This window comes from Enterobacter cloacae complex sp. ECL72 (genome assembly GCF_019056635.1).
In the GTDB taxonomy this organism is placed as follows: domain Bacteria; phylum Pseudomonadota; class Gammaproteobacteria; order Enterobacterales; family Enterobacteriaceae; genus Enterobacter; species Enterobacter hormaechei_C.
In genome coordinates, this window is sequence record NZ_CP077659.1 from 852,061 (window position 1) to 865,286 (window position 13,226).

The following is a 13,226-nucleotide window of genomic DNA, read 5'->3' on the forward strand; positions in this document are numbered from 1 at the left end:
AGGATAATGAAACTCGAATTCTCAGTTTATCGTTATAACCCGGATGTAGACGATGCTCCGCGTATGCAGGATTACACCCTCGAAGCGGAAGAAGGTCGTGACATGATGCTGCTGGATGCCTTAATCCAGCTGAAAGAGAAAGATCCTACGCTGTCGTTCCGCCGCTCCTGCCGTGAAGGGGTGTGTGGCTCTGACGGTGTAAACATGAACGGCAAAAACGGTCTGGCCTGTATTACGCCAATTTCAGCGCTACAGCGTTCTGGCCAGAAAATTGTGATCCGTCCTTTGCCTGGCCTGCCGGTCGTGCGTGATTTGGTGGTGGACATGGGGCAATTCTATGCACAATATGAGAAGATTAAGCCTTACTTATTGAATAATGGGCAAAATCCACCCGCTCGCGAGCACTTACAGTCTCCTGAGCAGCGTGAAAAACTCGATGGGTTGTACGAGTGTATTCTCTGTGCATGCTGTTCAACGTCATGCCCGTCTTTCTGGTGGAACCCGGATAAATTTATCGGCCCTGCGGGTCTGCTGGCTGCCTATCGCTTCCTGATCGACAGCCGCGATACCGAAACCGAGAATCGTCTGGAAGGGCTAAGTGACGCTTTCAGCGTATTCCGCTGCCATAGCATCATGAACTGCGTCAGTGTGTGTCCTAAGGGGCTGAACCCGACGCGCGCCATCGGCCATATTAAGTCGATGTTGTTGCAGCGCAGTGCGTAAGTAACAACGCCGGATGGCGCTGCGCTTATCCGGCCTACGTAACAGTAGGCCCGGTAAGCGTAGCGCCACCGGGCAAATTGCAGAAACCTTTAAAAACTGCCAGATAAGTAAATAATCGAGACGTTCAGCGCGAGACAAGGCGCGGTTGAACGAATCCCCTGGAGCATAGTTGACTATGTGACTGGGGTGAGTGAAAGCCGCAACGCAGTCGCAGCCGGAACGACGAAGATTATTTAGACAGTTTCTAAAGGTTCCTTCGCGGGCCACAAAGAGCTCGCAGGTGAACCCCGGCACGTACACGTGGTGTGCGTGGTAGTTTCTACGGCGAAAGTAAGCATAAAAATGCTTAAGGGATCACGATGCAGAACGGCGCAATGAAAGCCTGGCTGGACTCTTCTTACCTCTCTGGTTCAAACCAGAGCTGGATAGAACAGCTCTATGAAGACTTCTTAACCGATCCTGACTCAGTGGACGCAAACTGGCGTTCCATGTTCCAGCAGTTGCCTGGTACAGGGGTCAAACCGGATCAATTCCATTCAAAAACACGTGATTATTTCCGTCGTCTGGCGAAGGATGCCTCACGTTACTCTTCTGCGATTTCCGACCCTGACACCAATGCGAAGCAGGTTAAAGTCCTGCAACTTATCAACGCTTATCGCTTCCGTGGTCACCAGCATGCGAATCTCGATCCGCTGGGACTGTGGCAGCAGGAACGTGTGGCGGATCTCGATCCGGCTTATCACGATCTGACCGAGGCCGATTTCCAGGAAAGCTTTAACGTAGGTTCCTTTGCCATCGGCAAAGACACGATGAAGCTGGGCGATCTGATTGACGCGCTCAAGCAAACCTACTGCGGCTCCATCGGCGCGGAATATATGCACATTACCTCCACCGAAGAGAAACGCTGGATCCAGCAGCGTATCGAATCCGTGGCAGGCCACGCGAATTTCTCAGCAGAAGAGAAAAAACGTTTCCTCAGCGAACTGACCGCAGCGGAAGGCCTTGAGCGCTATCTGGGCGCGAAATTCCCTGGCGCAAAACGCTTCTCACTGGAGGGCGGCGATGCGTTAGTCCCGATGCTGAAAGAGCTGATTCGTCATGCCGGTAAGAGCGGCACGCGCGAAGTGGTGCTGGGCATGGCGCACCGTGGTCGCCTGAACGTGCTGGTTAACGTGCTGGGTAAAAAGCCGCAGGATCTGTTCGACGAATTTGCGGGTAAACATAAAGAGCACCTCGGCACCGGTGACGTGAAGTACCACATGGGCTTCTCGTCAGATATCGAAACCGAGGGCGGTCAGGTTCACCTGGCGCTGGCGTTTAACCCGTCGCACCTGGAAATCGTCAGCCCGGTGGTTATCGGTTCCGTGCGTGCGCGTCTGGATCGTCTGGACGAGCCGAGCAGCAATAAAGTGCTGCCAATCACCATTCACGGTGATGCGGCGGTCACAGGGCAGGGCGTGGTTCAGGAAACCCTGAACATGTCGAAAGCGCGTGGTTATGAAGTGGGCGGTACCGTTCGCATCGTAATCAACAACCAGGTGGGCTTCACCACCTCTAACCCGCTGGATGCGCGTTCCACCCCGTACTGCACCGACATCGGTAAAATGGTTCAGGCACCCATCTTCCACGTTAACGCGGATGACCCTGAAGCCGTTGCTTTCGTTACCCGTCTGGCGCTGGACTTCCGTAACACCTTCAAGCGCGACGTGTTCATTGACCTCTTCTGCTACCGCCGTCACGGCCACAACGAAGCGGATGAGCCAAGTGCAACCCAGCCGCTGATGTACCAGAAAATCAAAAAACACCCGACGCCGCGTAAAATCTACGCTGACAAGCTGGAAAGCGAAAAAGTGGCGACGCTGGAAGATGCGACCGAGATGGTCAATCTTTATCGCGACGCGCTGGATGCGGGTGAATGCGTAGTGAAAGAGCTGCGCCCAATGAACATGCACTCCTTTACCTGGTCGCCGTATCTCAACCACGAGTGGGACGAGAGCTACCCGAACAAGGTTGAGATGAAGCGTTTGCAGGAACTGGCTAAACGCATCAGCACCGTGCCGGAAGCGATCGAGATGCAGTCCCGCGTGGCCAAGATCTATGGCGATCGCCAGGCAATGGCGGCGGGTGAGAAGCTGTTCGACTGGGGCGGCGCGGAAACGCTGGCCTATGCGACGCTGGTTGACGAAGGTATTCCGGTTCGTCTGTCCGGTGAAGATGCGGGTCGTGGCACCTTCTTCCACCGTCATGCGGTTGTACACAACCAGTCTAACGGTTCAACGTACACTCCGCTTCAGCACGTGCATAACGGTCAGGGCCAGTTCAAGGTCTGGGACTCCGTGCTGTCAGAAGAAGCGGTTCTGGCCTTCGAATACGGCTACGCCACCGCAGAACCCCGCACCCTGACCATCTGGGAAGCGCAGTTCGGTGACTTCGCCAACGGTGCGCAGGTCGTCATCGACCAGTTCATCTCCTCCGGTGAGCAGAAGTGGGGCCGTATGTGCGGTCTGGTGATGCTGCTGCCGCACGGCTATGAAGGACAAGGTCCGGAGCACTCCTCCGCGCGTCTGGAGCGTTATCTGCAACTCTGCGCCGAGCAGAATATGCAGGTTTGCGTGCCGTCCACTCCGGCTCAGGTTTACCACATGCTGCGTCGTCAGGCGCTGCGCGGTATGCGCCGTCCGCTGGTGGTCATGTCGCCAAAATCCCTGCTGCGCCATCCACTGGCGGTCTCCAGCCTGGAAGAGCTGGCAAACGGCACCTTCCTGCCGGCCATCGGTGAAATTGACGAGCTGGATCCGCAGGCCGTTAAGCGTGTCGTAATGTGTTCTGGTAAGGTTTATTACGACCTGCTGGAACAGCGCCGTAAGAACGATCAGAAAGATGTCGCCATCGTGCGTATCGAACAGCTTTATCCGTTCCCGCATCAGGCGATGCAGGAAGTGCTGAAACAGTACGCTCACGTTCATGATTTTGTCTGGTGCCAGGAAGAGCCGCTCAACCAGGGCGCATGGTATTGCAGCCAGCATCATTTCCGTGAAGTGATTCCATTTGGGTCTGCCCTGCGTTATGCAGGTCGCCCGGCCTCCGCCTCTCCGGCGGTAGGGTATATGTCCGTTCACCAGAAGCAGCAACAAGATCTGGTCAATGACGCGCTGAACGTCGATTAATTAAAGGATACATAATGAGTAGCGTAGATATTCTTGTTCCCGACCTGCCTGAGTCCGTAGCAGATGCAACCGTCGCCACCTGGCACAAAAAACCAGGCGACGCGGTAACCCGTGACGAAGTGCTGGTAGAAATCGAAACTGACAAAGTGGTACTGGAAGTACCGGCTTCAGCGGATGGCATTCTGGATGCAGTCCTGGAAGATGAAGGTACGACCGTCACTTCTCGCCAGATCCTGGGTCGCCTGCGTGAAGGCAATAGCGCGGGCAAAGAGTCCAGCGCCAAATCTGAAGAAAAAGCGTCTACCCCGGCCCAGCGCCAGCAGGCGTCTCTGTCCGATCAGACCAACGACGCGCTCAGCCCGGCGATCCGTCGCCTGCTGGCTGAGCACAGCCTCGATCCGGCAGCCATCAAAGGCACCGGCGTGGGTGGCCGTCTGACGCGCGAAGACATCGACAAGCATCTGGCAAAAGCGCCTTCTGAGGCGAAAGCGGAAGCGAAAGCCCCTGCGGCAGCACCAGCGGCACAGCCCGCTCTGGGCGCACGTAGCGAAAAACGCGTGCCGATGACCCGCCTGCGTAAGCGCGTGGCCGAGCGTCTGCTGGAAGCGAAAAACTCCACCGCGATGCTGACCACCTTTAACGAAGTCAACATGAAGCCAATCATGGATCTGCGCAAGCAGTACGGTGACGCGTTTGAAAAACGTCACGGTATCCGTCTGGGCTTCATGTCCTTCTACGTGAAAGCGGTAGTTGAAGCGCTGAAACGCTACCCGGAAGTGAACGCGTCTATCGATGGCGATGACGTGGTTTACCACAACTACTTCGACGTCAGCATGGCGGTTTCTACCCCGCGCGGCCTGGTTACCCCGGTTCTGCGTGACGTGGATACCCTGGGTATGGCTGACATCGAGAAGAAAATCAAAGAGCTGGCCGTGAAAGGCCGCGACGGCAAGCTGACCGTTGAGGACCTGACTGGCGGTAACTTCACCATTACCAACGGTGGTGTGTTCGGCTCGCTGATGTCTACCCCGATCATCAACCCGCCGCAGAGCGCGATCCTGGGTATGCACGCCATTAAAGATCGTCCAATGGCGGTAGACGGTAAAGTTGAGATCCTGCCGATGATGTACCTGGCGCTCTCTTACGATCACCGCCTGATCGACGGCCGCGAGTCCGTAGGCTTCCTGGTTGCCATTAAAGAGCTGCTGGAAGATCCAACGCGTCTGCTGCTGGACGTCTAGTTTTTTGCAGTCTTGCCCGGCGGCGCGTTGCTTGCCGGGCCTACAAAAGCACTACCTAACGATTACCTGAAGGATGGATAGAACACATGAACTTACATGAATATCAGGCCAAACAGCTGTTTGCCCGGTATGGCTTACCGGCTCCGGTGGGTTATGCCTGTACTACCCCGCGTGAAGCAGAAGAAGCCGCGTCTAAAATCGGTTCCGGCCCGTGGGTAGTTAAATGTCAGGTTCACGCTGGTGGCCGTGGTAAAGCGGGCGGTGTGAAGGTTGTTAAGAGCAAAGAAGAGATCCGTGCGTTTGCTGAACATTGGCTCGGCAAGCGTCTGGTAACCTACCAGACAGATGCGAACGGCCAGCCGGTTAACCAGATCCTGGTTGAAGCGGCAACCGACATCGCGAAAGAACTGTACCTCGGCGCAGTCGTAGACCGTAGCTCCCGTCGCGTGGTGTTCATGGCGTCTACCGAAGGCGGCGTGGAAATCGAAAAAGTGGCGGAAGAAACCCCGCACCTGATCCACAAAGTGGCTATCGATCCGCTGGCGGGCCCAATGCCTTACCAGGGTCGTGAGCTGGCATTCAAACTTGGTCTGGAAGGCAAGCTGGTTCAGCAGTTCACCAAGATCTTCATGGGTCTGGCGACCATTTTCCTGGAGCGCGATTTGGCGCTGATCGAGATCAACCCGCTGGTGATCACCACCCAGGGCGACCTGATCTGCCTCGACGGCAAGCTGGGCGCTGACGGCAACGCGCTGTTCCGCCAGTCCGATCTGCGCGAAATGCGCGACCAGTCTCAGGAAGATCCGCGTGAAGCGCAGGCTGCACAGTGGGAACTGAACTACGTGGCGCTGGATGGCAACATCGGCTGCATGGTTAACGGTGCGGGCCTGGCAATGGGCACCATGGACATCGTTAAGCTGCACGGCGGTGAGCCAGCGAACTTCCTCGACGTGGGCGGTGGCGCAACCAAAGAGCGCGTAACCGAAGCGTTCAAAATCATTCTCTCTGACAGCAACGTGAAAGCGGTTCTGGTGAACATCTTCGGCGGTATCGTACGTTGCGACCTGATCGCCGACGGTATCATCGGCGCGGTAGAAGAAGTGGGCGTTAACGTTCCGGTTGTTGTACGTCTGGAAGGGAACAACGCTGAACTCGGCGCGAAAAAACTGGCTGACAGCGGCCTGAATATTATTGCAGCGAAAAGTCTGACGGATGCAGCTCAGCAGGTTGTTGCCGCAGTGGAGGGGAAATAATGTCCGTTTTAATTAATAAAGATACCAAGGTTATCTGCCAGGGCTTCACCGGTAGCCAGGGGACTTTCCACTCCGAACAGGCGATTGCCTACGGTACGCAGATGGTTGGCGGCGTAACGCCAGGTAAAGGCGGCACCACGCACCTGGGCCTGCCGGTGTTCAACACCGTGCGTGAAGCGGTAGAAGCGACGGGCGCAACCGCGACCGTGATCTACGTACCGGCGCCGTTCTGCAAAGACTCTATTCTGGAAGCGATCGACGCAGGCATTAAGCTGATCATCACCATCACCGAAGGCATCCCGACGCTGGATATGCTGACCGTGAAGGTGAAGCTGGACGAAGCAGGCGTGCGCATGATCGGCCCGAACTGCCCAGGCGTTATCACTCCAGGCGAATGCAAAATCGGTATCATGCCGGGCCACATTCATCGCCCAGGCAAAGTGGGTATCGTGTCCCGTTCCGGTACCCTGACCTATGAAGCGGTTAAGCAGACCACCGACTACGGTTTCGGCCAGTCCACCTGCGTGGGCATCGGCGGTGACCCGATCCCGGGCTCTAACTTCATCGACATCCTGAAGCTGTTCCAGGAAGATCCACAGACCGAAGCGATCGTGATGATCGGTGAGATCGGTGGTAGCGCGGAAGAAGAAGCGGCTGCTTACATCAAAGATCATGTGACCAAGCCGGTGGTGGGTTACATCGCGGGTGTGACCGCGCCGAAAGGCAAACGTATGGGTCACGCGGGCGCGATTATCGCAGGCGGTAAAGGTACGGCTGATGAGAAATTTGCAGCACTGGAAGCCGCAGGCGTGAAAACCGTTCGCAGCCTGGCGGATATCGGTGAAGCACTGAAATCCATCATTAAGTAAGTCCTCTCTGCTCCCCGAATGGGGCGCGTTGAAGTATAAAAAAATGTCCGTTTCGACATGGTTGGCCGCTGTAAAGCGGCCTTTTTTTATTGCCTGCGTTTAGCCACCAGAGTGAATTTATAGTCGTCGGTGTTAAACACGTTGCGACTGTATTCAAATACCCGGCCGTCTTTCAGAAAGCCACGAGAGACTTTTTCCAGAATCGGTTTTGCCGGATCGAGCGCCAGGGCGGCAATCGCCTCATCCGATGGCATGACTGGCACCAGCTCCTGCTCGCTGCGATCGATCACCATCTTTTTGATCTGCTCAATGTAATGGTATTTCGACTGTTCCATCACTTCCCAGGTGAGGTCGGGGAACATCGCCAGCGGCATCCATGTCTCTTCCAGATTCACCGGCTTTTCCCTGATGAAGCGTACGCGCTTGACGTGCCAGACCTTATCATCCGGATTGAGCGCAAGTTTTGCCGCGAGCCGCTCATCGGCTTTCACCACTTCGAAGACGCTGACGTCGCTGTGCGTATCGACGTTGCGATCCGCTAACTTTTCGTAAAAACCGGTGAGCTGATAAATATCGTAATTCACCCGCTCCTCTTTTACATACGAGCCGCTGCCCTGAATACTTTCGATGATCTGCTCGTCGGCGAGCAGCTTCAAAGCCTGCCGCACGGTGACCCGGCTGACGCTAAACGCCTGCTGAAGGCTGGATTCCGTCGGCAGCGCGTCGCCAGGTTTTAACTCACCGGCATTAATTTTCTCGCGGAACGCATCGGCGATCTGCCGGTACATCGGTTTATTGCCCATTGTGTCGCGCCTTTTTAATACGTTTTCAGGGAATTATGCCTTCAGTGGTAAATTTGTAAATAATACAAATAAGATACAAATATCGGTGTTAGTGAAAATGATCACATAAATGTATTATCCGGTCTGCCACAATCCTGCCCAGACAATAACTTTGGATAGGTGAGGATCTTATGAACCTGACGACTCTGACCGACCCCCGTGCTGTCTGCGTGCAGGCGCAGTTTACCAGCCGTGATGAGGCAATCCGTCAGCTTGCGACGCGGCTGGTGGCGTTGGGCAAAATAGCCAACGCCGATACGTTTCTGGCAGACGTTTTCCATCGGGAATCGCTTGGCCCGACGGCGCTGGGCGAGGGGCTGGCCGTACCTCATGGTAAATCAGTGGCGGTAAACGAAGCGGCTTTTGCCGTGGCCACACTGCGTGAGCCGCTGGCCTGGGAAGGTGTGGACGGACCGGAGGAGGTCGAGCTGATTTTTCTGCTCGCCATTCCTCCCGCACAAGCGGGATCAACGCATATTCAGGTCCTGACGGAACTGACGTCTCGCCTGGCGGATGACGAGCTCAGGGCGCGCGTGATGACGGCGACCAGCGCGGAAGCGGTGCTTGCGGCGCTGGAAACAGCGCCTGACACACAAGAAACCGCCGTTGCGGAGAATGCCCCGACGATCGTCTGCGTTACCGCCTGTCCGGCCGGGATCGCCCATACCTACATGGCAGCGGAGTATCTCGAAAAAGCGGGACGTAAGCTCGGCGTCAATGTGGTGGTCGAAAAGCAGGGGGCAAATGGTATTGAGGGGCGCATCACCGCGCAGCAGTTGCAGGAGGCAAAAGCGTGTATCTTCGCGGCGGAAGTGGCGATCAAAGAGCGTGAGCGTTTTCAGGGGATGCCCGCCATTTCCGTGCCCGTCGCGGAACCCTTACGCCATGCGGAAGCGCTCATTGAGCGTGCGCTGGCGCTACAGCCTGTATCCGATGCGCGTCCTGCGCACGTCGACACGGACGCGAAAAAGTGCGTTAAAACCGAACTCAAGCAGGCGCTGCTCAGCGGTATCTCCTTTGCGGTACCGCTGATTGTCGCCGGCGGTACGGTGCTGGCGGTGTCGGTACTGCTTGCGCAAATCCTGGGCTTGCAGCATCTGTTCGATCAGGAAAACTCGTGGCTGTGGATGTACCGCAAACTGGGCGGCGGGATGCTCGGTATTCTGATGGTGCCTGTTCTGGCGGCCTATACCGCTTACTCGCTGGCGGATAAACCTGCGCTAACGCCGGGCTTTGCGGCGGGTCTTGCCGCCAATATGATCGGCTCTGGTTTTCTCGGGGCCATCGTCGGCGGGCTGATTGCGGGCTACCTGATGCGCTGGGTGAAAAACCACATCCGGCTGAGTAGCCGCTACAACGGCTTTCTGACCTTTTATCTCTATCCGGTGATTGGCGTGCTGGGCGCAGGCAGCCTGATGCTGTTTGTGATCGGCGAACCGGTGGCCTGGATCAATAACGCCCTGACCGCCTGGCTTAACGGTCTGTCCGGCGCGAATGCGCTGCTGCTGGGGGCGATCCTGGGCTTTATGTGCTCGTTCGATCTGGGCGGTCCGGTCAACAAAGCCTCTTACGCGTTCTGTCTGGGAGCGATGGCCAATGGCGTATACGGGCCTTATGCGATTTTTGCCTCCGTCAAAATGGTATCGGCCTTTACCGTGACGGCATCAACGATGCTGGCTCCGAACCTGTTCAAACAGTTCGAAATTGAAACCGGCAAGTCCACCTGGCTGCTGGGGCTGGCGGGCATCACCGAAGGGGCAATTCCGATGGCTATCGAGGATCCGTTGCGGGTCATTGGCTCATTTGTTCTGGGGTCAATGGTGACCGGAGCGATTGTCGGGGCGATGGGGATTGGGCTATCCACCCCCGGCGCGGGCATTTTCTCGCTCTTCTTACTGCATGATGCCGGGCTGGGCGGCGTGATGGCCGCTGTCGGCTGGTTTGGCGCCGCGCTGGCTGGCGCCGCAATCTCTACGCTCATTTTACTGCTCTGGCGACGCCAGGCCGTGAAGAGCGGCACCTACGTGACTGAAGACATACCATCGTAAACACGCACTGACAGGAAACGAAGATGAAAGCTGTATCTCGCGTTCATATCACGCCACATATGCACTGGGACCGGGAGTGGTACTTCACCACCGAAGCGTCACGTATTCTTCTGGTCAATAATATGGAAGAGATCCTCACCCGTCTTGAGCAGGACGCAGAGTATAAATACTACGTTCTCGACGGCCAGACGGCGGTGCTGGAAGATTATTTTGCCGTGAAACCGGAAAACAGGCCACGCGTGAAGGCGCTGGTGGCGGCCGGGAAGCTGATTATCGGGCCGTGGTATACCCAGACGGACACCACCCTTGTCTCCGGCGAGTCGATTGTCCGAAATCTGATGTACGGTATTCGCGACTGTCTGGCCTTTGGCGAGCCGATGAAAATTGGCTATCTGCCGGACTCCTTCGGCATGTCTTCCCAGCTGCCGCACATTTACAACGGTTTTGGCATCACGCGCACCATGTTCTGGCGCGGGTGTTCCGAGCGGCACGGTACCGATAAAACCGAATTTCTCTGGCAAAGCCAGGACGGCAGCGAAGTGACGGCACAGGTGCTGCCGCTGGGCTACGCGATTGGTAAGTACTTACCGGAGGATGAGGCCGGGCTGCGCAAACGGCTCGACACGTACTTCGAGGTGCTGGAAAAAGCCTCCGTGACGAAAGAAATTTTACTGCCTAACGGCCATGATCAGATGCCGCTCCAGCAGAACATCTTTGCGGTGATGGATAAGCTGCGCGAAATCTATCCGCAGCGTCAGTTTGTGATGAGCCGCTTCGAGGAGGTGTTTGACCACATTGACGCGCACCGCGATGAACTGGCGACGCTGAAAGGGGAGTTTATTGACGGTAAATATATGCGAGTGCACCGGACGATAGGCTCCACGCGGATGGATATCAAAATCGCCCACGCCCGGATAGAGAATAAAATCGTCAACGTCCTTGAGCCGCTGGCCACGCTTGCCTGGACGCTGGGCTTTGAGTATCACCACGGCTTGCTGGAAAAAATGTGGAAAGAGATCCTCAAGAATCACGCCCACGACAGTATCGGCTGCTGCTGTAGTGACAAAGTGCATCGTGAGGTGATGTCACGCTTCGAGCTGGCGGAAGACATGGCCGATAACCTGACATGCTTCTATATGCGCAAGATTGTCGACAACATGCCGCAGAGCGAGGAAGACAAACTGGTGATGTTTAACCTCACGCCCTGGCCGCGTGAGGAAGTGATTAACACCACGATACGTCTGCGCGCCAGCCAGTTCCGCCTGCTGGACGATAGGGGGAATGAAATCCCTTACTGCCTGCGCAGCGCGCGTGAAATCGACCCCGGCTTGATTGACCGGCAAATTGTGCATTACGGCAACTACGATCCCTTTATGGAGTTTGATATCCAGCTCAATCAGATCCTGCCATCAATGGGTTACCGCACGCTCTATATCGAGCCGCACGTGGCCGGCAAGCTGCTGGCGGCAGAAAAATCGTCGGAGGCGTTGCTGGAAAATGCTTTCTGGGAAATAACGTTAAACGACGACGGCACCCTGCGTCTGCTCGATAAAGCGTCCGGGCTTATCTATGACCGCGCGCTGGAAATAGAAGAGAGCTCGGATGATGGCGATGAGTACGACTACTCGCCTTCACGGGAAGAGTGGAGACTCACTTCCGCTCAGGGCGAGCATGAGGTTGAGGTGATCCACGAGGCCTGGCAGAGCAGGGCGGTGATCCGCCATCGCATGGCGGTGCCGGCGGATCTCGCCGAACGTTCTGCGCGTCAGCAGACGGGAACGCTTGAGGCAGAACTCACGGTCACGCTCAGCCATAACAGCCGACGTATCGACGTTGAGGCGCGTCTCGGAAATCACGCGGATGACCACCGTGTGCGGGTGCTGATCCCGACGCCATTTACCACAGACACGGTGTTAGCCGATACCCAGTTCGGTTCGCTGACGCGTCCTGTACAGGATGAAGCGATGGCGAACTGGCAGGAGGAGGGCTGGAAGGAAGCGCCGCTGCCGGTGTGGAATCTGCTTAACTACGCTGTGCTCCAGGAACGGCGTAACGGGATGGCGCTGTTTACCGAAGGGTTGCGCGAATTTGAAGTGACTGGCGAGCGTCAAAAAACGTTTGCCCTGACGTTGCTTCGCGGCGTGGGGGTGCTTGGGAAGGAAGATTTACTGCTGCGCCCCGGCAGACCGTCCGGGATCAAAATGCCGGTGCCTGATTCGCAGATGCGGGGCCAGTTAACCTGTCGCTTTAGCCTGTTCAGTTTTAATGGTACGCCCGTCAGTGCTGGCGTTGCGCAGCAGGCGAAGTCGTGGTTAACGCCAGTGCACTGCTATAACAAAATCCCGTGGGATGCGATGAAGCTTAACCGCGCCTCTTTCACCACCCCTTGTAGCTATAGCCTGTTAACGCTGGCGCCTAACGGATGCGTACTCAGTGCGCTGAAAAAAGCGGAGGATCGTGACGAGATGATTCTTCGTCTGTACAACCCTGCGGAGACCCGCTCCGGTGACGTGGCTTTGTCTGTGAACCGTGAGGTCCAGGCCTGTTGCGAAACGGACATGAATGAGGTGCGCAAGGCGCAAGGGGAGGAGGGGTCAGCCATTACGGGGTCGTTCCGGCCATGCCAGTCACGCACCTTTAGCATAAAAATTGAAAGGTAATCCTCCGAACAAAATAAAGGCCGCAGGAATGCGGCCTTTATTTCATCAAATAGTCACGAAAGGGTGTTAATTTTAAGATTATTAAAGGTGAATGAAATGTAATCGCTTCGGCGGGTAGCAAAGCGAAAGAAAAATACTGTGAAGCAGATAACATTATATGTTTATCTTCCGGCAAAATGCGTTTTTTCTTGCGCGTTAATAAAAATCACAACTGTTTATATTATCTTCTGGCTTTTATAACCAATAACGCCTTTAAATATACATATTGTTAACAAGGTTTTTACTATCCGCACCACAAAGAAACATCATTAACAGCTCTGACTGTTTTTGATTTAAATCAATGTTTAATACTTGGAAAAAGGCTTCGAAAGGCGTTAAATTGTTCCCGATCAAAATGGCCGAAAAGTGGTAATTTTGCTATAA

At 55.7% G+C, this 13,226-nt stretch carries 8 protein-coding genes; 7 read left to right on the forward strand and 1 reads right to left on the reverse strand.

Annotated features, from left to right (window positions below):
• The first annotated feature begins 6 nt into the window (after positions 1–6).
• From KTH07_RS04035 to sucD, 5 genes are all read left to right on the forward strand, one after another.
• The gene (locus KTH07_RS04035; protein ID WP_023303307.1) at positions 7–723 is read left to right on the forward strand and encodes a succinate dehydrogenase iron-sulfur subunit; all 717 of its coding nucleotides are present in this window, start codon (positions 7–9) and stop codon (positions 721–723) included.
• 359 nt (positions 724–1,082) lie between these two features.
• Positions 1,083–3,890 carry a 2-oxoglutarate dehydrogenase E1 component gene (sucA, locus tag KTH07_RS04040; protein ID WP_003858615.1) on the forward strand — a complete coding sequence of 936 codons (2,808 nt, stop codon included), beginning with the start codon at positions 1,083–1,085 and terminating at the stop codon, positions 3,888–3,890.
• A 14-nt stretch (positions 3,891–3,904) separates the two neighbouring features.
• A complete protein-coding gene (gene odhB / locus KTH07_RS04045) occupies positions 3,905–5,131 on the forward strand; it encodes a 2-oxoglutarate dehydrogenase complex dihydrolipoyllysine-residue succinyltransferase (RefSeq protein ID WP_003858613.1) in 1,227 nt (408 codons plus the stop codon).
• Between the two features lie 86 nt (positions 5,132–5,217).
• Complete coding sequence (gene sucC, locus KTH07_RS04050; RefSeq protein ID WP_017384968.1) at positions 5,218–6,384, forward strand: ADP-forming succinate--CoA ligase subunit beta; 1,167 nt, start codon at positions 5,218–5,220, stop codon at positions 6,382–6,384.
• Positions 6,384–7,253 (forward strand): succinate--CoA ligase subunit alpha, encoded by an 870-nt coding sequence (gene sucD / locus KTH07_RS04055; protein WP_003858609.1) that lies wholly within the window; start codon positions 6,384–6,386, stop codon positions 7,251–7,253. The genes sucC and sucD overlap by 1 nt, the downstream gene beginning before the upstream one ends.
• An 86-nt stretch (positions 7,254–7,339) precedes the next feature.
• Here the strand turns inward: sucD and KTH07_RS04060 are convergent, their stop codons facing one another.
• Positions 7,340–8,056: a GntR family transcriptional regulator gene (locus tag KTH07_RS04060; protein WP_015571111.1), complete on the reverse strand. Its 717-nt coding sequence runs from the start codon at positions 8,054–8,056 to the stop codon at positions 7,340–7,342.
• Between the two features lie 170 nt (positions 8,057–8,226).
• Between KTH07_RS04060 and mngA the strand changes: the two genes are divergently transcribed.
• Positions 8,227–10,143 (forward strand): PTS 2-O-a-mannosyl-D-glycerate transporter subunit IIABC, encoded by a 1,917-nt coding sequence (gene mngA, locus KTH07_RS04065; protein WP_023303308.1) that lies wholly within the window; start codon positions 8,227–8,229, stop codon positions 10,141–10,143.
• 23 nt (positions 10,144–10,166) lie between these two features.
• Positions 10,167–12,803: a mannosylglycerate hydrolase gene (gene mngB / locus KTH07_RS04070; protein WP_017694135.1), complete on the forward strand. Its 2,637-nt coding sequence runs from the start codon at positions 10,167–10,169 to the stop codon at positions 12,801–12,803.
• The last annotated feature ends 423 nt before the right edge of the window (positions 12,804–13,226 follow it).

Bases quoted from the DNA above. Each gene is read 5' to 3' on its own strand.
- odhB (WP_003858613.1), top strand. From the start codon at position 3,905: ATGAGTAGCGTAGATATTCTTGTTCCCGACCTGCCTGAGTCCGTAGCA.
- sucD (WP_003858609.1), top strand. From the start codon at position 6,384: ATGTCCGTTTTAATTAATAAAGATACCAAGGTTATCTGCCAGGGCTTC.
- sucC (WP_017384968.1), top strand. From the start codon at position 5,218: ATGAACTTACATGAATATCAGGCCAAACAGCTGTTTGCCCGGTATGGC.
- sucA (WP_003858615.1), top strand. From the start codon at position 1,083: ATGCAGAACGGCGCAATGAAAGCCTGGCTGGACTCTTCTTACCTCTCT.
- KTH07_RS04035 (WP_023303307.1), top strand. From the start codon at position 7: ATGAAACTCGAATTCTCAGTTTATCGTTATAACCCGGATGTAGACGAT.
- mngB (WP_017694135.1), top strand. From the start codon at position 10,167: ATGAAAGCTGTATCTCGCGTTCATATCACGCCACATATGCACTGGGAC.
- mngA (WP_023303308.1), top strand. From the start codon at position 8,227: ATGAACCTGACGACTCTGACCGACCCCCGTGCTGTCTGCGTGCAGGCG.
- KTH07_RS04060 (WP_015571111.1), bottom strand. From the start codon at position 8,056: ATGGGCAATAAACCGATGTACCGGCAGATCGCCGATGCGTTCCGCGAG.